Genomic DNA, 21,171 nt, shown 5'->3' on the forward strand with positions numbered 1-21,171 from the left:
AAGGACCAGCGCCATGCCCGCCACCCCCGCCGCCGACGGCTACACGATGCCGCCCGAGTGGGCCCCGCACACCCGCACCTGGATGGCGTGGCCGTCCCCCAGCGTCACCTTCGACGGCGCCGAGGACCTGGCCGTGTCCCGCGGGGCCTGGGCCGCCGTGGCCCGGACGGTCGCCCGCTTCGAGCCGGTGACCGTCGTGGCACGCCCCGAGGACGCCGCGGGCGCACGGGAGCTGCTCGGCTCAGGCGGCGCGCACGTCACGGTCACCGAGGCGCCGCTGGACGACGCCTGGATGCGCGACATGGGCCCGACCTTCCTGACCGGTGCCGGACGCCTCGCGGCCGCCGACTGGACGTTCAACGGCTGGGGCGCCCAGGAGTGGGCGGCCTGGGGGCACGACGCGGAGATCGGCGCCTTCGTCGCCGGACGGGCGGGCGCGACCCGCTACGGCACGTCCTTCGTGAACGAGGGCGGCGGCATCCACGTCGACGGCGAGGGAACCGTGCTGCTCACCGAGACCGTGCAGCTCGACCCGGGCCGCAACCCTGGCTGGACCAGGGAGCGGGTGGAAGCCGAGGTCCACGCCTTCCTCGGAACGCGCAAGGCGATCTGGCTGCCCCGCGGTCTCACCGCCGACTACGGCCGCTTCGGCACCCGCGGGCACGTCGACATCGTGGCGGCCTTCGTCCGCCCCGGCGTGGTCGTCGTCCACAGCCAGCAGGACCCGGCCCACCCCGACCACGCCGTCTCCCGGGAGGTCACGTCCCTGCTGCGGGCCGCCACCGACGCCAAGGGCCGGCCGCTGGAGGTCGTGGAGCTGCCCGCGCCGCAGCTCCAGGAGGTGGACGGGGAGCTGGTCGACTACTCGTACGTCAACCACTACCTCTGCAACGGCGCCGTGATCCTGTGCGCCTTCGACGACCCCGCCGACGAGGTCAACAAGGCCGTCTTCGAGCGGCTCCTCCCGCAGCGGGAGGTCGTGCTGGTGGACGCTCGTACGATCTTCGCCCACGGTGGTGGTATTCATTGCATCACCCAGCAGCAGCCCCAGATGTGACCGCCCCGGAGGAACCGTGACCGGACCCGCCCGCCCGCGGCGGCGGCTCAAGCAGCCCCGCGAGGACGTGATGGCCGCCGCCATGGCGACCATCGCCGAGCGCGGGCTGGCCGAGCTGACCATCGCGGGCCTCGGCCGGCAGGTCGGCATGAGCAGCGGCCACGTCCTCTACTACTTCGGCAGCAAGGACGAGCTGCTGCTGCAGACCCTCGAATGGAGCGAGGAGCAGCTCGCCGCCGAGCGCCGGCGGGTGCTGGGCAGCCCCACCGCTCCCCGGGTACGGCTCGACGCCGTCATCGACCTGTACCTGCCCGACGGGCGCCGCGACCCGCGATGGACGCTCTGGTCCGAGATCTGGAACAGGACGACGGCCGCCGAGGAGGTGCTCCGCCGACAACTCGATCTCGAACTGGTCTGGCACCGCGACCTGGTCGCCCTGCTCGCCGAGGGCATCTCGCGCGGCGACTTCCGGCCACTGGATCCCGAGCGCTTCACCGTACGGCTGAGGGCGCTGCTGGACGGCTTCGGCGTGCCTCTGGTCATCGGGCTGCCCGGGCTGGACCGCGAGCAGGCCCTGGAGCACGTCAAGGAGTTCCTGGACGACGCCCTCACCCCGGCGCCCACCGCCTGACGGTCGGCCCGCGGCCGACCGGGTGCCCGCATCCTGAGACCGTGTCCCACGCCCGCGGGTCCTGTGGCAGACTGCCGATGTGCCCTCGTTCGCCATGATTATCGGCAGCAGGCGCGCCGGTCCTCAGTGATCGCCGAACCGCAGACCACCGCGGAAGCGACCACCGTGTCCCAGACCCGCGCGCAGACCTCTCGCACCCGCGAGGGGTCTTTTCGTTTCCCGGCCCACCCGTGCCGGAGGCGGTGCAGCGCGAGGGAAGATGGGGGCAAGTGGAGCCCGGTCCTCCGGAACCACTCACCCGACAGGAGTTGGAACGAACCATGACGGCCGTACTGGACGACAGCTTCCACGTCTTCGACACCACGCTGCGCGACGGCGCGCAGCGCGAGGGCATCAACCTCACCGTCGCCGACAAGCTGACGATCGCCCGGCACCTGGACGACTTCGGGGTGGGCTTCATCGAGGGCGGCTGGCCCGGCGCCAACCCGCGCGACACCGAGTTCTTCGCCCGCGCCGCCGCCGAGCTGGACCTGTCGCACGCCCAGCTGGTGGCCTTCGGCGCCACGCGTCGCGCCGGCGGCAATGCGGCGGAGGACCCCCAGGTCAGGGCGCTTCTGGAGTCGGGCGCACCGGTCATCACCCTGGTCGCCAAGTCCCATGACCGGCACGTCGAGCTGGCCCTGCGGACCACGCTGGAGGAGAACCTGGAGATGGTCCGGGACACCGTCTCCTACCTGCGCTCCCAGGGCCGCCGGGTCTTCGTCGACTGCGAGCACTTCTTCGACGGCTACAAGGCCAACCCGGGGTACGCCAAGGAGGTCGTGCGCGCCGCCCACGAGGCCGGCGCCGACGTCGTCGTCCTGTGCGACACCAACGGCGGGATGCTCCCCGCCCAGATCACCGCCGTCGTCCGCACCGTGCTCGCCGACACCGGCGCGCGTCTCGGGATCCACGCACAGGACGACACCGGCTGCGCCGTCGCCAACACCCTCGCCGCCGTCGACGCGGGCGCCACGCACGTCCAGTGCACCGCCAACGGCTACGGCGAGCGGGTCGGCAACGCCAACCTCTTCCCGGTCGTGGCGGCGCTGGAGCTCAAGTACGGCCGCAAGGTCCTGCCCGCCGGCGCCCTCGTCGAGATGACCCGCATCTCGCACGCCATCGCCGAGGTCGTCAACCTCACGCCCTCCACCCACCAGCCGTACGTGGGAATCTCGGCCTTCGCCCACAAGGCAGGGCTGCACGCCTCGGCGATCAAGGTCGATCCCGACCTCTACCAGCACATCGACCCGGAGCTTGTCGGCAACACCATGCGCATGCTGGTCTCCGACATGGCGGGCCGCGCCTCGGTGGAGCTCAAGGGCAAGGAACTCGGCATCGACCTCGGTGACGACCGCGAGCTGATCGGCCGGGTCGTGGCGCGCGTCAAGGAGCGCGAACTCGCGGGCTACACCTACGAGGCCGCCGACGCCTCCTTCGAACTCCTGCTGCGCGAGGAGGTCGAGGGCCGCCCGCTGCACTACTTCCGGGTCGAGTCCTGGCGCGCCATCGTCGAGGACCGCCCCGACGGCACCCACGCCAACGAGGCGACGGTCAAGGTGTGGGCCGACGGCCAGCGCATCGTCGCCACCGCCGAGGGCAACGGCCCGGTCAACGCGCTGGACCGCGCGCTGCGCGTGGCGCTGGAGCGGACCTACCCGCAGCTGGCGAAGCTGGAGCTGGTGGACTACAAGGTCCGCATCCTGGAGGGCAAGCACGGCACGGAGTCCATCACCCGGGTACTGGTCTCCACCTCCGACGGCATCAGCGAGTGGTCCACCGTCGGTGTCGGCGAGAACGTCATCGCCGCCTCCTGGCAGGCCCTGGAGGACGCGTACGCGTACGGGCTGCTGCGCGCCGGTGTGGAGCCGCGCCGGAACGACTGACGGCCGCCGGCCGATGAGCTCGGCGGACACGGACACGGACACGGCCGTGGACGCGGCCGTGGACCCGGCACCAACCGTGTCCGCGTCCGCGTCCCCTTCGACGGCGGCCCAACTGCCGTGCATACGCGCGTAGAACGCCGGGCACACTCCTCCTGCTCCACCTGCTCCAGCTGCACAGCCGCCCCACCGGAAGCACGGTCACCAGCAGGAGGAATCCCCGATGAAGATCCGCTCCGTCCTGAGCGCACTCGTCCTCGCGCTCGGAGTGCTGTTCGCCCCCGGCGTCGGTCTCGCCGCGTCCCACGACGCCTACGCCGTCACCAAACTGACGCACGCCCAGGCCACGACGATGTTCCGCAACGCCGGGATCACCTGGTCCTCGTCAGGTGGCTGTTCCAACCGCAACAACGCGACCTGCACGTCCTTCGACCAGCTCAACCAGGCGACCGCCCAGGGCGCGGTCACCCTGAAGGGCGCCACCGGCTGCGCCCTGAACATCACCGGCGGCACCGAGACCGGTCACGCGAGCGGCACCTACTCGCACTGGAACGGCTACAAGCTCGACTACGGCAAGAACAGCTGCGTCACCAACTACATCCACAGCGCCTTCACCTACATCGGCCTGCGCGGTGACGGCGCCCCCCAGTACCGCTCCGGCTCGGGCAACATCTACGCCGACGAGGGCAACCACTGGGACGTCCTGTACTACAACTGCGGCGGCTGCTGATCCTCGCCGGGTGAGCCGCCCGCGGCCCGGTCCCGGCCGGGCCGCGGGCGGCGGTCCCGCACCTCGACGACGGGCGCGTCGCAACCGTCGGGCTCCGGCACCACGACCTTGTTGCGGCCCGGGTCCAGCTGCGGCCAGGGCAGGCCCGCGTTCGGCCGGCCGGGGAGGGCGGTCACGCCCAGGCCCGCACCTCCACCGGGTCGCCCACCGCGATCGTGCCCGGCCGGAGCACCGCCGCCTTCATCGCGAAGCTCACCTTGTTGCCGTACTCGGGCTCCCGCCGGTAGCCGGCCAGGGTGCGCACCGGCTCGGGGCCGGCCGTACGGCCGGTCGCCTGGTCGACCAGCGGCACGGAGCAGCGCATCGCGCGGACGGAGTAGCCGAGCCGGGCGGTGCCGACGTCCATGAGCCGCACCCGGTCCTCGGTGTGGGGCTCGCTCCAGCCGGCGACCACGATGTTGGGACGGAAGCGGTCCATGGGCACGGGCGTGCCGCCGCGCTCGGTGATGCGCCGGTTGAGGTCGTCGAGCGAGGCCAGCGAGGCCACCGAGAGGGCGTGGGCGTCGGCGAAGTTGACCTTGCCTGGGTGCTCGCCCCAGCCGTCCCGGTCGAAGCCCGGGCGCACGCGCACCAGGCGCGAGGGCGCCCCCAGCGCCTCGGAGAACCAGCGTGCGGCCTCCTCGCCCTGGTCCACCGCCGGCCCCAGCGGCCGGTCGAACAGGACGACCTCACGCGGCGGCCCCTCGTACGCCACCTCCAGCGTCAGTTCCCCGGCGCCGGGCGCCGACAGCGCCAGATGCTTGCCGTCGTCGGTGACGTCCGCGTGCACCACGGCCATCCGCGGCAGCGCCCGCTGGCTGCGGAAGGACCCGTCGGCGGCGTCGACCACCATGAACGTACGGTCGTGGGCCAGACCGGTCGCGCCGACGGCGACGCCGTCCAAGGGCACGCCGGCACAGCCCTTGACGGGATAGCAGGTCAGCGAGTGCACGGTCGCGGTGGTCATGGGGCTCGTCCTTCCCGGGGCGGAGAAACCCATTCGATCACGCTCCCGCTCCCGGCGTACGGTCATCGCGTGACCGATGACACAGCGATACGGATCAGGCCCGGACAGGCCGCGGACGCGGACACGATCACCGCGGTCTTCCTCGCCTCCCGGGCGGCCGCGATGCCCTGGCTGCCCCGGCTGCACACCGACGAGGAGACCCGGTGGTGGGTCGCGAACGTCGTCCTGGAGCAGTGCCGGGTCTGGGTCGCGGAGCAGGCCGCGACCGGTGCCGCGGCCGGTTTCGCGGCGCTCGACGGCGACTGGCTGGAGCACCTCTACCTGCGGCCCGACGCGCGCGGACGTGGCATCGGCTCGCGGCTGCTCGACGAGGTCGTGCGCCACCACCCGGACGGCCCACTGTCGTTGCACGTCTTCCGGCGCAACGCCGCGGCACGCGCGTTCTACGAACGGCACGGCTTCCGGGCCGTCCCCGGCAGCGAGAGCACCGCGAACGAGGAGGGCGAGCCCGACCTGACCTACCGTCTGCCGCCCGTGGCCGACCGGTGACCAACGGCACACGTACCGACCAGTAACGCGGAGGTCCCGCGGATCATAAAGTGAGCGCCGTACGCTCCCCACCCTCGACCCCGGGAGACCGCATGCGTTCCGCGAAGGACTTCTTCCGACCGCTGGCCGTGGGGGCCCCGGCCCCCGTACGGGAAGTACCGTTCCGGCCGTCGCGGATGATCCACTTCTTCGATCCGAGCAACGAGAAGATGGCCGCGAAGGTCCCCTCCATCGCCCCCAAGGTGGACGTCCTGCTGGGCAACCTGGAGGACGCCGTCTCAGCCGACCGCAAGGAGGCCGCCCGCGCCGGGCTGGTCGACACGGCCAAGGCCCACGACTTCGGCGACACCCAGCTGTGGACCCGGATCAACAGCCTGGACTCGCCGTGGGCGCTGGACGACCTGCTGACCCTGGTCACCGAGATCGGCCACAAGCTCGACGTCGTGATGGTGCCCAAGGTGGAGGGCGCCGAGGACATCCACTACGTCGACCGGCTGCTCGCCCAGCTGGAGGCCAAGGCGGGCATCGAGCGGCCGATCCTGGTCCACGCGATCCTGGAGACCGCCACGGGCGTGGCGAACGTCGAGGAGATCGCCGGGGCCAGCCCCCGGATGCAGGGCATCTCCCTCGGCCCGGCCGACCTGGCGGCGAGCCGCCGCATGAAGACCACCCGCGTCGGCGGGGGACACCCGGGGTACCTCGTGCGGGAGGACCCGAAAGGCCCCCTGGGCGCGGAAGGGGACGTGGAGCTGCCGCGGCTGACCTTCCAGCAGGACCTGTGGCACTACACGATCGCGCGCATGGTCGACGCCTGCGCCGCGCACGGGATCCTGCCGTACTACGGGCCCTTCGGCGACATCAAGGACACCACCGCCTGCGAGGACCAGTTCCGCAACGCCTTCCTGCTCGGCTGCGTCGGGGCGTGGAGCCTGCACCCGGTGCAGATCGACATCGCCAAGCGGGTCTTCTCCCCGGCGCCGGCGGACGTCGCCTGGGCGCGCAGGGTCATCGACGCGATGGGTGACGGCACCGGAGCGGTGATGATCGACGGCAAGATGCAGGACGACGCCACGGTGAAGCAGTGCCACGTCGTCATCGAGCTCGCGGAGGCGCTGGCCGCTCGCGACCCGGAGCTGGCGCAGGCGTACGAGGCCGCGTACAAGGAGCAGGAGCAGAACCGATGACCGACGCGATCCTGCGGCCGCGCCGCTCCGTCCTCTACATGCCCGGCGCGAACGAGCGCGCCCTGGAGAAGGCGAAGGCCCTCCCCACCGACGCGCTCATCCTCGACCTGGAGGACTCCGTCGCGCCGGACGCCAAGGCCGACGCCCGCAAGCGCGTCGCCGCTGCCGCCGCCTCCGGGGAGTACGGGTACCGGGAGGTCACCATCCGGGTGAACTCGCCCGGCACCCCCTGGCACGAGGACGACCTGCGGGCCGCCGCCGAGGCGGGCCCCGACGCCGTGGTCGTCCCCAAGGTCGACTCGGCCGCGACCGTGCACGCTGTCGAGCGGGCCCTGGAGGCCGCCGGCGCCCCGGACCGCACCGCCATCTGGGCGATGGTGGAGACCCCGCGCGCGATGCTGGACGCCCGTGCCGTCGCGGCGGCCTCCGAGCGGCTGCGCGTACTGGTCATGGGCACCAACGACCTCGCCAAGGAGCTGCACGCCGAGCACGTCCCGGGCCGGGCCCCGCTCCTCACCGGGCTCTCTCTCGCCCTTCTGGGTGCGCGCGAGGCCGGCAAGGTGATTTTGGACGGTGTCTACAACGACGTCACCGACGAGACCGGCTTCGAGGCGGAGTGCGTCCAGGGCCGGCAGTTCGGCTTCGACGGCAAGACCCTCATCCACCCCCGGCAGGTGGAGGTCTGCAACAGGGTCTTCGCCCCCTCGCAGGAGGAAGCCGACAGGGCGCGGCGCATCATCGAGGCCTTCGAGCAGGCCGTGGCCGAGGGCCGCGGGGTGGTCACGGTGGACGGCCGGATGATCGAGAACCTCCATGTGGATGACGCCCGGCGTGTCCTTGCGCTGGCCGAGGCGGTATCCGGAAGGTAGCGGTCCCGTTGCGTCCGGGTGGACGACCGCTACAAAGAAAAGGTCCCGCACGTGCCGTGCGGGGCCTTTCTTGTGTTGGTTCTGTCCAGATGCTCCATGAAGCGGGTCCGGACACTGTACGAAGTCGACGCCGATTATGACGGCCCTCCGCTCGTATGGTCGATGTCATGAGCGTTTTGGACGAGGTGCCGACCCAGCCCGCCGAGGCCGAAGGGGCCGAAGAGGCCGCGCAGCCGGCGAACGACGCCCGCGGGCGCGTCGCGGAACTGCACGCCATCCGCGAGCAGGTCCGGCTCGGCCCCAGCGAGAAGGCGACCCAGGCCCAGAAGGCCAAGGGCAAGCTCACCGCGCGCGAGCGCATCGACCTGCTGCTCGACGAGGGCTCCTTCAACGAGGTGGAGCCGCTGCGCCGGCACCGCGCCAGCGGGTTCGGCCTGGAGGCGAAGAAGCCCTACACCGACGGGGTCATCACCGGCTGGGGCACCGTCCACGGGCGGACCGTCTTCGTGTACGCCCACGACTTCCGGATCTTCGGCGGCGCGCTGGGCGAGGCCCACGCCAGCAAGATCCACAAGATCATGGACATGGCCATTTCGGCCGGCGCCCCGCTGGTCTCGCTCAACGACGGTGCCGGCGCCCGCATCCAGGAGGGCGTCTCGGCGCTCGCCGGCTACGGCGGCATCTTCCAGCGCAACACCCGTGCCTCCGGTGTGATCCCGCAGATCTCCGTGATGCTCGGCCCCTGCGCCGGCGGCGCCGCGTACTCCCCGGCCCTGACCGACTTCGTGTTCATGGTCCGGGAGACCTCTCAGATGTTCATCACCGGCCCGGACGTGGTCCAGGCCGTCACCGGCGAGAAGATCTCCCAGAACGGGCTCGGCGGCGCCGACGTCCACTCCGAGGTCTCCGGTGTCTCGCACTTCGCGTACGACGACGAGCAGACCTGCCTGGAGGAGGTCCGCTACCTGCTGTCGATGCTGCCGCAGAACAACCGCGAGAACCCCCCGTCGGTCCCCGCTGCGGACCCGGCCGATCGGCGCGGCGACGTCCTGCTGGACATCGTCCCCGCCGACGGCAACCGCTCGTACGACATGCACCAGGTCATCGAGGAGCTCGTCGACGACGGCGAGTACCTGGAGATCCACGAGCGCTGGGCGACCAACATCATCGTGGCCCTGGCCCGCCTCGACGGCCAGGTCGTCGGCATCATCGCCAACCAGCCCGCCTCCCTCGCCGGCGTCCTCGACATCGAGGCCAGCGAGAAGGCTGCGCGCTTCGTCCAGATGTGCGACGCCTTCAACATCCCGCTCATCACCCTCCTGGACGTCCCCGGCTTCCTGCCCGGCGTCGACCAGGAGCACGGTGGCATCATCCGGCACGGCGCCAAGCTGCTGTACGCGTACTGCAACGCGACCGTGCCGCGGATCTCGCTGATCCTGCGGAAGGCGTACGGAGGTGCCTACATCGTCATGGACAGCCAGTCGATCGGCGCCGACCTCACCTACGCCTGGCCGACCAACGAGATCGCCGTCATGGGCGCCGAAGGCGCCGCCAACGTGATCTTCCGGCGCCAGATCGCCGAGGCCGACGACCCCGACGCCATGCGCGCCCGCATGGTGAAGGAGTACAAGTCCGAGCTGATGCACCCCTACTACGCCGCCGAACGCGGCCTGGTGGACGACGTGATCGACCCCGCCGAGACGCGCGAGGTCCTCATCCGCTCGCTCGCGATGCTGCGCACCAAGCACGCCGACCTGCCGTCCCGCAAGCACGGCAACCCGCCCCAGTAAGGGAGAGACGAACCCCGTGAGCACTCCTGCCGACAGCACCTCCGCCGCGCTCGTGCGCGTGGAGCGCGGCCACGCCAGCGACGAGGAACTGGCCGCACTCACCGCTGTCCTGCTCGCCCGCGCCGCGGCCCAGGGCCAGGACGCGACCGACTACGTCAAGCCCCGCTCCACGGCCGGCTGGCGCCGCCTCGAGCGGCAGTCCGGCTTCAGCGCGCCGCACAGCTGGCGCAGCTGACCCTCCGGCTCCGAACGGCGGCGCGGCACCCCCATCGCGGGTGCCGCGCCGCCGTCGTCGTACGGGGACGTCCTCACCACATGCCGCCCGCGATGTCGTCGAAGACGGCCTCCCACAGCCCGTCGCCCGTGCCGAACGGGACGGGATCGACGGCGGTCAGGGCGTCGCGGATCTCCTCAGCGATACGGATGAGGTCGTCGATCTCGGGGAACACGCCGGGAGGGTCGTAGTCCGGGCGCCTGAGCTGCAGCAGGCACATCCCGTGGACCATCGACGAGACGTCGGTGTGGATCCACTCGATCCTGCGCACCTCGTGGTCGACCACGTGCACCCTTCCGGTGCCGCCGTCGAGGGCCACCTCGGCGTGGAGGGCCCGGCCCAGGTGCAGCCACCGGTGGACGCCGGGGGAGAACCCCTCGTAGTCCGTCAGGTCCTCGACGAGGGACGCGTCCCGCAGCGGCGTCGGCCCGCCCGAGAGGTCCTTCCGGAGCTCGAAGAGCACACCGTCGGCCACCGGCAGGCCCACGTCCGCCAGGAAGCCGCGGGTGGGCCCGTGCGTGAGCCCTGCGTCCTGCCCCGTGGCACGGTGCCCCGTGGCGTGGACGCGCACGATCTGCTCCGGGGCGAAGACCTCGGCAAGGGAAGCGGCCGTCACGGGGGCGATCACCCCAGGCCTCCGGGGATGCCGAGGTGCGCCGGGTCGTCCGGTTCGAAGGGTGTGGGCAACGGTCCTCCTGTGGTCCGGCCCGACGCGAAGGCCCCGCACATGTCGTGCGGGGCCTTTCGCGTCGTACGGGAAGCGGGAACCGCTACCGCAGCCGCGCCATCAGCGCGTGTTCGACCAGCGTGATCAGCGCGCTCTTCGCCTCGGCGCGGTGCCGGGCGTCCGTGATGATGATGGGGGCCTCGGGACCGATCTGGAGGGCCTCGCGGACTTCCTCGGGGTTGTACGGCTGGTGGCCGTCGAAGCCGTTGAGGGCGATGACGAACGGCAGACCGCTGTTCTCGAAGTAGTCGACGGCCGGGAAGCAGTCCGCCAGCCGGCGGGTGTCCACCAGGACGACCGCGCCGATGGCGCCGCGCACCAGGTCGTCCCACATGAACCAGAAGCGGTCCTGGCCCGGCGTGCCGAACAGGTAGAGGATCAGGTCCTCGTCCAGGGTGATACGGCCGAAGTCCATCGCCACGGTCGTCGTGGTCTTGTCCGGCGCGTGCGTCAGATCGTCGATCCCCGCGGAGGCGGAGGTCATCACGGCTTCGGTACGCAGCGGGTTGATCTCCGATACGGCACCGACGAACGTGGTCTTGCCCACGCCGAAGCCGCCCGCCACCACGATCTTCGCCGAGGTGGTTGAGCGAGCTGGACCGCTAGAGCTTGCGAAGTCCACTGAGCACCCTTTCGAGCAGTGTCACGTCTGGCTGTCCGCCCGAGGCATCGTCGCCACCGGGCTGGTGAATGGCGACGAGCCCGGCCTCCGCCAGGTCGGCGACGAGGATTCGGGCGACGCCGAGGGGGATGGAGAGGAGCGCGGAGATCTCCGCGACCGACTTGATCTCCCGGCAGAGGATGCAGATCCGCTGGTGCTCCGGCAACTGGCCCCGCAGCTGGACCGGGTCGGCGGTCGTGCTGACCAGTGCCTCGATGGCGAGCTGGTAGCGCGGCCGGGTGCGGCCACCGGTCATGGCGTAGGGACGTACCAGACCGGACGGCGGCTTGGAACGCCCGGTCTGCGCTGTCCGAGGCGGTGGCGCCTGCGGGGGTTCGTACGGCTGGATCCTCGGCTGCCGGTGCGACGGCGTGGGGCCGGGACCTGGGTCCTGGCTGGGTGCCGAGGGGAAGTCGAACCGCTTGAAGGGCGGCTGCTGTTGGTGATTGCCGTACTGATCTCCGCCTGGGGGCGTTGCCACGGTTCCTCCTCCAGCTGGGTAGCGCGTCTGAAAACCCTACGGGTCTCCAGACGCGCCCGCATGCCTGTCCGTTAGTTGAGCAGGCTGCCCTGCAATTCCGCACGCAGATCGGGCGTGAGCACGTTGCCCGCGCGGTCGACCAGCAGGGCCATCTCGTAGCCCACGAGGCCGATGTCGCACTCCGGGTGCGCCAGCACGGCCAGCGAGGAACCGTCCGAGACGGACATGATGAAGAGGAAGCCGCGCTCCATCTCCACGACGGTCTGGTTCACGTGCCCGCCCTCGAAGATGCGCGAGGCACCCGCGGTCAGCGAGGTCAGACCGGAGGCCACCGCGGCCAACTGGTCCGCACGGTCCCGCGGGAAGCCTTCGGACATCGCCAGCAGCAGACCGTCGGCAGAGACCACAACCGTATGGGAGACCCCTGGGGTCTGGTCCACGAAACTGGTGATCAACCAGTTCAGGTTCTGTGCCGCCTGGCTCATCGGACTCAACTAACGCTCCTGGTGCTTGGGGCCGAAGCCCTGGCCGTTCGTGTCAGTTCCCGCAGTGCGTCCCTGCTGGACACCGCGCCGCAGATTGCTCAGGCGGCCACGGACGTCCTCGGGTGCACGGGAGACCATCGGTCCGCCCTGCGGAGTCTGCTGTGCGGTACCCGGGACCAGGTTGGCCTTGGGGACCCGTCGGGGCAGGCCGGAGGGGGTGACCCCGCCCGCCTTGGGCTTGCGGGCCTGTTCGGCCCGCTGCCAGTTGTCGTCGTTCGTGGAGCGCCACTCCGACTCCCCGTCCGACGCGGGTACGGAGGGCGCCGGCTGCGCCGGGAAGCCGTCCGCCGACTGGGGCTCCGGCTGCGCCGGGGCCGCCTGTCCGGACTGCTGCCATCCGCGGTCGCGGCGCGGCAGCCCCGCGTCGGTCACCGAGGACTGCAGCGGGCCGGTGGCCGGAGCCGGTCGGTCGAAGCCTACGCGCTCCGGGGCTTCGAAGGGGGTGGCTGTGGCGGAATCGGCCGTCGCCTGGGCCGGGAAACCCTGCGGCTGGGCCGTCTGCGGCAGTTCGCCGCCCGGCGTCGCCGTCCACTGTTCCTGGGCGTACCCGTTCTGCTGCTGCCAGTCGTCCTGGGCGTAGCCGTTCTGCGCAGCGGCGTACCCCTGCTCGGCGTAGCCGCCTTCGGTGTACACCGGCTCCTGGAACCCGGGCTGCGCGTCGTAGCCGTGCTGCTCCTGGAACGGCTGGCCCTGCGGCTCCTGGTAGCCCTGCTGGTCGAAGCCGTTCGCCGGGAAGCCGTTGTCCTGGAAGCCGTTGTCCTGGAACGCGGCCTCGGCGCCGGTCTCCTGGTAGCCCGGTTCCCGGGCGTCGCCCTCGAACGGCAGCTGCTCCGGGGCACGGTCGCCGGCCGCGGCCTCGAGCTGGGCACGGCGCTGGTCACGCATGAGCGAGCGGCCGACCGGGTCGAGCGAGCGGGTGTCGGCCGGGGCCTCGGCGCGCTCGTAGCGCGAGTCGTCGAAGCCGAGCTCCGCGGCGGTCGGTCCGTAGGCGGCGAACTGCGGGGTCTCGAGCTCCGGCACGATCCGGGACACGGTGAAGTCGTCCTCCAGCGGCATCTCCTCGCCGCCGCCACCGTGGGTGATCGGCTCGGGGAGCATGACCAGCGAGGTGGTGCCGGCCTGCTCGCCGGACGGGCGCAGCTGGACGCGGATGCCGTGCCGGTCGGCGAGGCGGCCGACCACGAACAGGCCCATGCGCTTGGAGATCGACGCGTCGACGGTCGGCGGTTCGGCCAGCTTGTGGTTGATGTCCGCGAAGTCCTCGGCGGTGAGGCCGATGCCCTTGTCGTGGATCTCGACCATGACGCGGCCGTCGGGAAGCCGGGTCGCGGTGACCCGCACCTTGGTCTGGGGCGAGGAGAACGTGGTGGCGTTCTCCAGCAGCTCGGCCAGCAGGTGCACGAGGTCGGTGACGGCGGTGCCGTGGATCTCGGTCTCGGGGATGCCGACCAGTTCGATGCGCTCGTACGCCTCCACCTCGGAGGCCGCGGCGCGGAGCACGTCGACCAGCGGGACCGGCTGGTTCCAGCGGCGGCCGGGCTCCTCGCCGGCGAGGACCAGGAGGTTCTCGCCGTTGCGGCGCATGCGGGTCGCCAGGTGGTCCAGCTTGAAGAGATTCTCCAGCTGGTCCGGGTCCGCCTCGTTGTTCTCCAGGTCCGTGATCAGCGTCAGCTGGCGCTGGATGAGGCCCTGGTTGCGGCGGGAGAGGTTGGTGAAGATCGCGTTGACGTTGCCACGGAGCAGGGCCTGCTCGGCGGCGAGCCGTACGGCCTCGCGGTGGATCTGGTCGAAGGCGCGGGCGACCTCGCCGATCTCGTCGTTCGAGGTGATCGGGATCGTCTGGACGCGGGTGTCGACCTTGCCCGGATCGGTGCGGGAGAGCTGGTCGACCAGGGCCGGCAGGCGCTGCTCGGCGACCTCGAAGGCCGCGGTGCGCAGCCGTCGCATGCTGTTGCTCATCGAACGGGCCACCATGGCGGCCACGATGAAGGCGATGATCAGCGCGACGAGCACGATGGCGGAGTTGACGATCGCTTCAATGCGGGCACTGTCGGCGATGTCGCTCGAGTCGTTGTACGCCTGGTTGGCCAGGTGCTGCTCGACGCTCTTGTAGGCGTCGAAGGCGAGGGTGGTCGCGCCGAACCAGCTCTCCGCGGTCACGCCCTGGGCCTTGAGCTGCTCGGTGCTCTGACCGGAGGCGATCAGCTTGATCATGTTCTCCAGGCTCGGCGGAGCCTTGAAGGGCTGGCCGGCCTGCTTGGCCGCCTGGGCGGCCTGGGCGACCTGCTCCTTGCCCTTCTCCAGGGCCGCGTCCTGCGCGTCCAGCAGTCGCTGGTAGTCCGCGTCGGTGCCACCGCCCCGGTACTCCTCCAGAGCGACCTGCTGGAGGTAGGCGTACGAGGTGAAGGCGGTCAGCTGGAGCTTCAGCTCGCCGTCGACGAGCTTGTCGCGGTCCTCGACGAGCAGGTGGGTGCCGATGGAGCGGGTCAGCGACTCGGCGGCCTTGGTCAGTTCGAGCGCGTAGAGGGTGCGGCCGTAGGAGGCGATGCTGTTGGTGCCGAAGCCCAGCTCGTTCGCGAGCTCCATCAGCGGGTGCTGGACCTCGACGTACTTCTCCTCGGTCTGCACGCCCGGGAGCTGCCGGGTGAAGGCCGTGTCACGCAGCTTCGCCAGGACCTTCTCGCCCTCGCGGATGTTCGCCACGCGGCGCTGCAGCCGGTCGCTCACGGGCAGCTCGGCGACGGCGGCGTCGAACTTCGCGGCCGCCTGGTCGGTGGCCGCGCGGGTCGCGACGACGTCCTTGTTCTCGGTGTCGCCGGCCAGCAGGGGAACAACGCTGAGGTCACGTTCGTTCAGCACGGCGTTGGCGTAGTCCACTGCGGCGCGCACGGCGTTGGCGGTCCGCACCGCGTCGTCGGCGTCCTGCCAGGTCTGCACCGAGCTCTGCACCCGGAAGCCGCCGAAGACCAGGGCGACCATCACCGGGATGAGGAGGATGACGTTCAGACGGGTGGCCACCCGCCAGTTGCGCATGGCGAAGCGGCTGCCCGGGCTCGTCACCGGCTCGGGCGCGGTGGCCGCCTCGGGGGCAGCGGCCTGGGCCGTGCCGTATCGCGCAGGCGGGGTGAAATTGCCACGCGGGTGGTCCGCGGGACCCGGCTCTGCTCGCCTCGTGTTCCTCACTCGACCAACAACCTCTCGGCGACGGCGCGGGCGGCGCCGTTCCTACTCTCGGGTTTCGATGAATTCCAGCACGTCATGGGGGTGCTCCACAAACGTCCGGCGAGGACTGCGAAGCCATGATCACGCGCCGGTTAAAACGGGCATAAGCGTAAAGCGGTGGCAATTCACTGGGTAGATGTATGCGCAGTGAAGCCGACTGGGCGCGGGCGGTGTTCGGGTTGTTCCGATTCGCGGTCGAAACGTTATGAACAGAAGGACCGGCCATGTCAAAAGACACAGCCGGTCCATACGCGAAGTGGCAAGCTGGAATGCTTACTTGAGACGAGCGAGCAGCGCGTGTTCGACGAGCGTGATCAGCGCGCTCTTCGCCTCGGCGCGGTGCCGGGCGTCCGTGATGATGATGGGGGCGTCCGGGCCGATCTGCAGCGCTTCCCGGACCTCGTCGGGCGTGTACGGCTGGTGGCCGTCGAAGCCGTTGAGGGCGATGACGAACGGCAGACCGCTGTTCTCGAAGTAGTCGACGGCCGGGAAGCAGTCGGCCAGCCGGCGGGTGTCGACCAGGACGACGGCGCCGATGGCACCGCGGACCAGGTCGTCCCACATGAACCAGAAGCGGTCCTGGCCCGGCGTACCGAACAGGTACAGGATCAGGTCGTCGTCGAGCGTGATACGACCGAAGTCCATCGCCACGGTCGTCGTGGTCTTGTCGGCCACGTGCGTCAGATCGTCCACGCCCGCGGATGCCGAGGTCATCACGGCCTCCGTACGGAGCGGGTTGATCTCCGAGACCGCCCCGACGAACGTGGTCTTGCCCACGCCGAAGCCACCCGCCACCACGATCTTCGCCGAGGTGGTGGACCGGGCCGCGGGCGGCGCACCGTACGCCGCCTGCTGCCCCGGCCTAGAGCTTGCGAAGTCCACTGAGCACCCTTTCGAGCAGTGTCACATCAGGCTGTCCGCCGGCCTCGCCGCTGCTCGGCTGGTGGATGGCGACCATACCGGCCTCAGCCAGGTCGGCCACCAGAATCCGGGCCACCCCCAGCGGGATCCCCAGCAGTGCGGAGATCTCGGCGACCGACTTGATCTCCATGCACAGGTGGCAGATGCGCTGGTGTTCGGGGAGCAGCCCCTGGTAGGCACTCGGGTCCGCGGAGGTGCTGACCAGTGCCTCGATGGCGAGCTGGTAGCGCGGCCGGGTGCGACCACCGGTCATGGCGTACGGCCGCACCAGCGGCTGGTCGCCTTCGCCCCCGTACGGCGCATGGTGGGGCGCGCCGTACGGGCCGGGCGAGGCGGGCGGCGGGGTCATGAATGGTCCTCCGGGTAAGAGCGGACGCGTGTCGCGAGTAGTCATGGGGCGTGCATTCGGCCGGGCTCCGGGGAGGAGCTCAGCCCATCAGGCTGCCTTGGAGTTCTGCGCGCAGGTCGGGGGTGAGAACGGCGCCCGCTCGGTCGACGAGCAGGGCCATCTCGTAGCCCACGAGGCCGATGTCGCACTCGGGGTGCGCCAGTACGGCCAGCGAGGATCCGTCCGAGACCGACATCAGGAGGAGGAAGCCGCGCTCCATCTCCACGACGGTCTGGTTGACGCTGCCGCCCTCGAAGATGCGGGACGCGCCCGCGGTCAGCGAGGTGAGGCCGGAGGCGACGGCCGCCAACTGGTCGGCGCGGTCACGGGGGAAACCCTCGGACATGGCCAGCAGCAGGCCGTCGGCGGATACCACCACGGTGTGGGACACCCCGGGGGTGTTGTCCACGAAGTTGGTGATCAACCAGTTCAGATTCTGTGCCGCCTGGCTCATCTGACTCAACTAACGCTCCTGCTGGTGAGTGGTGCCAAAGCCGCGGCCGTCGGTCGTTCCCGTACCGGCCTGGCGACCCTGCTGGATACCGCGACGGAGGTTGGTCAGGCGTCCGCGCACGTCGTCGGGGGCCCGGGAAACCTGCGGACCGCCCTGTGGGGCTTGTTGGGGAGCACCGGCTCCCGGGACGAGGTTGGCCTTGGGGACCCGCCGCGGCAGCCCGGAGGGGGTGACCCCGCCCGCGGACGGCTGGCGGACCTGGCCCGCGCGCTCCCACACCTCGTCGTTCGGCGAGGACCGCCACGCCGCCGAGTCGCGCCGCGGGGGCTGCGAGGGCTGCGGCGGGTGCGCAGGCTGCGAAGGCGGCGCCGCGTGCTCGGCGCGGGCCCGCTGCGGCTGTTGCGGGTGCTGCTGCGGGGCGGGCTGCTGCGGGCGCTGCGGCGGCCGGGTGGGCGCTGCGGCGCCCGGGCCGTTGCCGTTCTGCTGCGGGCCGACCGGGCCCCGCTCGACGTGCACCTGCTGCATGCGCTCGGCGCGACCGGTGCGGAACCAGTCCGACTCGAGCGAGTCGAAGATCGGGCTCGGCTCGTCGTGGCGAACGGGGGCCGGAGGCAGCGCCATCGGCTCGTTGACGGCCGGCAGCGGCTGCCGGTCGGCCTGCGGGGCCGCGGGACGCTGCTGATGGGCGGCGCCGGGTCCCTGGGCGTACCCGCCGGAGTGGCGCGGTCCCTGGGGCGCCGCCGGGGCGGCCGGCGGGGTCTGCGGCGCCTGCTGCACGTGGGGTGCCGCGGGGCGCTGGAAGACATCGCTGCGGGTGAACTGGCCCTGCTGCTGCTGCGGGGCCTGGCCACCGTGCTGCGGCATCTGGGGCATCTGCTGGGGCTGGCCGCCGTGCTGCGGCATCTGCGGTATCTGCTGGGTCTGGGGGCCGCCGTACGCCGGTGCGGTGTGCGGCATGGCGTTGAAGTCCGGGCGCTCGAACTGCGCCGTGGACTCCAGGTCCTCGTGACCGCGCGGCATGTCGGCCTCGGGGCCGTGGGCCGCGCCCATCGGCTGCGGCGCCGCCGGACGCTGCGGGGGAGCGGCCGGTCGCTGCGGCTGCTGCTGCTGCTGCGGCCTGCCCTGGCCACCGGGGACCTGCTCGTTGGCCCAGCTCGGGCCCGAGCGCTGCGGCCCGGGCGCCGCCGGAGCACCGGGGCCGGCCGGACGGCCGCCCTGCGGGCCCATGCCGGGACCGGAGTTGAGGGCCGGACGCGACGCGGAACCGGACACCTGGCCGCGCTGCCCACCGCGGTGCATGCCGGCGAGGCCGGTACCGCCGCCGCCACCCATGGCCGGCGCGGGAGTGCCCGGAGCCGCGGCGGGGGCACCGCCCGGCTGCTGACCGCGGTTGCCCGCGCCGGGCTGGGGCTTGGCGCCACCCTGGGTGACGTCCACCGGCAGCATGACGAGCGCGGTGGTGCCGCCCGAGTCGGACGGACGGAGCTGGATCCGGATGCCGTGCCGCAGGGACAGGCGGCCGACCACGAACAGACCCATGCGGCGGGAGACGGAGACGTCCACCGTCGGCGGATTGGCGAGCCGCTCGTTGATGTCGGCGAGGTCCTCCGGGGACAGACCGATGCCGGTGTCGTGGATCTCGATCAGCACGCGGCCGTCGGGCAGCGCGTGACCAGTGACCCGCACCTTGGTCTGCGGGGAGGAGAACGAGGTCGCGTTCTCCAGCAGCTCTGCGAGCAGGTGGACGAGGTCGTTGACGACGCGGCCGGTGACCTCGACCGCCGGCACCGAGGTGAGCTCGATGCGCTCGTACTGCTCCACCTCGGATGCGGCGGCGCGGAGGACGTCGACCAGCGGGACCGGGCGGGTCCAGCGGCGGCCGGGCTCCTCGCCCGCGAGGACGAGGAGGTTTTCGCCGTTCCGGCGCATACGGGTCGCGAGGTGGTCGAGCTTGAAGAGGTTGGACAGCTGGTCCGGGTCGGCCTCGCGGGACTCCAGTTCGGAGATCAGGCTCAGCTGACGCTGGATCAGGCCCTGGCTGCGGCGCGAGAGGTTGGTGAACATCGCGTTGACGTTCCCTCGCAGCAGCGCCTGCTCGGCGGCGAGTCGGACCGCCTCGCGGTGGACCTCGTCGAACGCGCGGGCCACCTGGCCGATTTCGTCGCGGGTGTGGATGCCGATCGACTCGACCGAGGTGTCGACGTCCTGCGGGTCGGACTCGGAGAGCTGCTTGACCAGCTCGGGCAGTCGCTTCTGGGCGACTTCCTGGGCGGTGTCCTGCAGCCGGCGCAGCGAGCGGACCATGGACCGGGCGACGACGAAGGCGCCGACGACCGAGATGCCGAGCACGAGGAGGATCAGCGCACCGCTGATGATCGCCTCTTGCTGGGCCTCGTCGCGCAGCGTCAGGGCCTTCTGCTGCATCTGCTGCAGCAGGGTCTGCTCGATCTGGCCCATGAGCTGGATCTTGGTCTTCGCGTCGTCGTCCCAGTCCAGGTACTTGCCCTGGAAGTTCTGGATGCTCGACTCGGAGGCCGCGATGCGGTCGGCCTGCTCACCGACCTTGTTGACGATGTCGTTGCCGCCGTTGAGGCCCTTGAGGAGCTCCTCGGCGTTCGTCCGGCCGTAGATCTGGCTGAACTGCTTGAGTTCCGTGCCCTCGGAGCGGTGGACGCCCTGCAGGTAGCGGAAGTCGTTGGAGCTGAGGGTCTGGTTGTCGGCCAGGGCGGCGCTGATGATGGCCCGCTGCATGGAGTCGTACTCCTTGGCGGACGAGAACGCCGCCAGCGCGCGGGTGCTGGAGATCATGTCCGAGTTACCGGTCGCCTCGGCCATCTCCTGGGAGAGGTCGATGAGCGAGCGGATGAGCTCGTCGTACTCGCTGACCGTCTGCGCGATGTAACCGGGCTGGTCGTACGCACGCTCGCGGATGGCCTGCAGGGTGCCGAGCTGGCGGCTGATCGAGGTCAGCGAGGCGTTGACGCCCGTGAGGTCCGGGGAGACCTCGTTGGCGGCGCTGACGAACGCCGTGCGCGCCAGCTTGGTCTTCGCCTGCGCGGCCACGATGTTGTCGTCGCCATCGTCGCGGGGCGTGCTGGACAGCGGGCCGGCCGAGACGTCTCGCTCCTCCTGGAGCGCGGCGGCGAGCTTGGTCGCCTGCTCCGTGAGGTCGGTCAGCGAGGTCATGGCCTCCAGCTGCTGCACGTTCTCCAGCGAGCTCTGGATGCGGAGCGCACCCAGGGTGGTCGCGGCGACCACCGGCAGCGCGAGCAGCGACACCAGACGAGTGCTGATGCGCCAGTTGCGCATGGCTATTCGGGAGCCGTGCTTCGGGCCGGTGCGCACACCGCTTCCCGGCGTGGCGCTGCTCTGTGCGCCCGCGGTTCCGGCGTCTGCGGTTTCATCCCGGCGGGCGGGACCGTGATCGGTCCCACCGCGCTGTTCCGGGTCGCCCGCAGCGCCGCCATCCCTCTTGAAACGTCCCTGCACTAGCGTCGCAACCTCTGGACCAGGCGTCCCCCGCACGGGCGGCAGGACGGTGTCGAGTCTTCGGAGTCCCGCCCTCCCCGGCGGATACCCATTGGCCGCCGCCGCTCGGCGATCGCACGCTCCCCCCTGCGCGCCGGCATCTGTTGATACGGCGGTCCGGGGAATTCCAGCACAGTGCCGCACGTCCAACAAGGGCCGACAGGTTTCGAGTGGAATACGTGACTCAGTGCGTCCGGTGGATCACACGGTGTCGGTGGCCTTTCGGGTGTCT

At 71.1% G+C, this 21,171-nt stretch carries 20 protein-coding genes; 9 read left to right on the forward strand and 11 right to left on the reverse strand.

Going from position 1 to position 21,171, the window contains the following annotated elements:
• Nucleotides 1-13: 13 nt before the first annotated feature.
• The 4 genes from PV410_RS17655 to PV410_RS17670 all read left to right on the forward strand — a co-directional run bounded on the left by PV410_RS17655 (nt 14) and on the right by PV410_RS17670 (nt 4,340).
• Complete coding sequence (locus PV410_RS17655; RefSeq protein ID WP_500325595.1) at nt 14-1,057, forward strand: agmatine deiminase family protein; 1,044 nt, start codon at nt 14-16, stop codon at nt 1,055-1,057.
• 16 nt (nt 1,058-1,073) lie between these two features.
• Nucleotides 1,074-1,688, forward strand: a complete 615-nt coding sequence (locus PV410_RS17660) for a TetR/AcrR family transcriptional regulator (protein ID WP_500325597.1) — start codon at nt 1,074-1,076, stop codon at nt 1,686-1,688.
• A gap of 320 nt (nt 1,689-2,008) precedes the next feature.
• Nucleotides 2,009-3,613, forward strand: coding sequence for a citramalate synthase (gene cimA / locus PV410_RS17665; RefSeq protein WP_500325599.1), 1,605 nt, complete (start codon nt 2,009-2,011; stop codon nt 3,611-3,613).
• 220 nt (nt 3,614-3,833) lie between these two features.
• Nucleotides 3,834-4,340 carry a hypothetical protein gene (locus PV410_RS17670; protein ID WP_499514173.1) on the forward strand — a complete coding sequence of 169 codons (507 nt, stop codon included), beginning with the start codon at nt 3,834-3,836 and terminating at the stop codon, nt 4,338-4,340.
• Here PV410_RS17670 and PV410_RS17675 read toward each other — a convergent pair.
• The gene (locus PV410_RS17675; protein WP_500325601.1) at nt 4,319-4,516 is read right to left on the reverse strand and encodes a hypothetical protein; all 198 of its coding nucleotides are present in this window, start codon (nt 4,514-4,516) and stop codon (nt 4,319-4,321) included. The genes PV410_RS17670 and PV410_RS17675 overlap by 22 nt on opposite strands.
• Complete coding sequence (locus PV410_RS17680; RefSeq protein ID WP_500325603.1) at nt 4,513-5,346, reverse strand: MOSC domain-containing protein; 834 nt, start codon at nt 5,344-5,346, stop codon at nt 4,513-4,515. The genes PV410_RS17675 and PV410_RS17680 overlap by 4 nt, the downstream gene beginning before the upstream one ends.
• Nucleotides 5,347-5,415: 69 nt before the next feature.
• Between PV410_RS17680 and PV410_RS17685 the strand changes: the two genes are divergently transcribed.
• The 5 genes from PV410_RS17685 to PV410_RS17705 all read left to right on the forward strand — a co-directional run bounded on the left by PV410_RS17685 (nt 5,416) and on the right by PV410_RS17705 (nt 9,973).
• On the forward strand, nt 5,416-5,895 hold the full coding sequence (locus tag PV410_RS17685) for a GNAT family N-acetyltransferase (protein WP_500325605.1): 480 nt from the start codon (nt 5,416-5,418) through the stop codon (nt 5,893-5,895).
• Between the two features lie 92 nt (nt 5,896-5,987).
• Nucleotides 5,988-7,079: an HpcH/HpaI aldolase/citrate lyase family protein gene (locus PV410_RS17690; RefSeq protein ID WP_500325607.1), complete on the forward strand. Its 1,092-nt coding sequence runs from the start codon at nt 5,988-5,990 to the stop codon at nt 7,077-7,079.
• Complete coding sequence (locus tag PV410_RS17695) at nt 7,076-7,948, forward strand: HpcH/HpaI aldolase/citrate lyase family protein (protein WP_500325609.1); 873 nt, start codon at nt 7,076-7,078, stop codon at nt 7,946-7,948. Before PV410_RS17690 ends, PV410_RS17695 begins: the two co-directional genes overlap by 4 nt.
• Nucleotides 7,949-8,115: 167 nt before the next feature.
• Entirely contained in the window at nt 8,116-9,738 is a 1,623-nt protein-coding gene (locus PV410_RS17700; RefSeq protein WP_500325611.1) for an acyl-CoA carboxylase subunit beta, read from the forward strand.
• A gap of 16 nt (nt 9,739-9,754) precedes the next feature.
• Nucleotides 9,755-9,973, forward strand: coding sequence for an acyl-CoA carboxylase epsilon subunit (locus tag PV410_RS17705; protein WP_089224994.1), 219 nt, complete (start codon nt 9,755-9,757; stop codon nt 9,971-9,973).
• Nucleotides 9,974-10,046: 73 nt separating this feature from the next.
• On the opposite strand, the gene PV410_RS17710 is transcribed toward PV410_RS17705, so the two are convergent.
• The 9 genes from PV410_RS17710 to PV410_RS17750 form a co-directional block, all read right to left on the reverse strand.
• Nucleotides 10,047-10,628 carry an SUKH-4 family immunity protein gene (locus PV410_RS17710; protein ID WP_500325613.1) on the reverse strand — a complete coding sequence of 194 codons (582 nt, stop codon included), beginning with the start codon at nt 10,626-10,628 and terminating at the stop codon, nt 10,047-10,049.
• Nucleotides 10,629-10,782: 154 nt separating this feature from the next.
• Nucleotides 10,783-11,361: a GTP-binding protein gene (locus tag PV410_RS17715; RefSeq protein ID WP_089224993.1), complete on the reverse strand. Its 579-nt coding sequence runs from the start codon at nt 11,359-11,361 to the stop codon at nt 10,783-10,785.
• Nucleotides 11,342-11,881, reverse strand: coding sequence for a DUF742 domain-containing protein (locus PV410_RS17720; RefSeq protein ID WP_500325615.1), 540 nt, complete (start codon nt 11,879-11,881; stop codon nt 11,342-11,344). Before PV410_RS17720 ends, PV410_RS17715 begins: the two co-directional genes overlap by 20 nt.
• A gap of 71 nt (nt 11,882-11,952) precedes the next feature.
• The gene (locus PV410_RS17725) at nt 11,953-12,366 is read right to left on the reverse strand and encodes a roadblock/LC7 domain-containing protein (RefSeq protein WP_018562059.1); all 414 of its coding nucleotides are present in this window, start codon (nt 12,364-12,366) and stop codon (nt 11,953-11,955) included.
• A gap of 9 nt (nt 12,367-12,375) precedes the next feature.
• On the reverse strand, nt 12,376-15,459 hold the full coding sequence (locus PV410_RS17730) for a sensor histidine kinase (protein WP_500325856.1): 3,084 nt from the start codon (nt 15,457-15,459) through the stop codon (nt 12,376-12,378).
• A gap of 462 nt (nt 15,460-15,921) precedes the next feature.
• Entirely contained in the window at nt 15,922-16,530 is a 609-nt protein-coding gene (locus PV410_RS17735; protein ID WP_078620110.1) for a GTP-binding protein, read from the reverse strand.
• Entirely contained in the window at nt 16,511-16,918 is a 408-nt protein-coding gene (locus PV410_RS17740; protein WP_361792631.1) for a DUF742 domain-containing protein, read from the reverse strand. Before PV410_RS17740 ends, PV410_RS17735 begins: the two co-directional genes overlap by 20 nt.
• 79 nt (nt 16,919-16,997) lie before the next feature.
• Nucleotides 16,998-17,411: a roadblock/LC7 domain-containing protein gene (locus PV410_RS17745; protein WP_018562063.1), complete on the reverse strand. Its 414-nt coding sequence runs from the start codon at nt 17,409-17,411 to the stop codon at nt 16,998-17,000.
• Nucleotides 17,412-17,420: 9 nt separating this feature from the next.
• Nucleotides 17,421-20,900: a sensor histidine kinase gene (locus PV410_RS17750; RefSeq protein WP_500325617.1), complete on the reverse strand. Its 3,480-nt coding sequence runs from the start codon at nt 20,898-20,900 to the stop codon at nt 17,421-17,423.
• Nucleotides 20,901-21,171 lie beyond the last annotated feature (271 nt).

The sequence above is a fragment of the Streptomyces sp. PA03-5A genome (assembly GCF_033792725.1).
Lineage (GTDB): Bacteria > Actinomycetota > Actinomycetes > Streptomycetales > Streptomycetaceae > Actinacidiphila.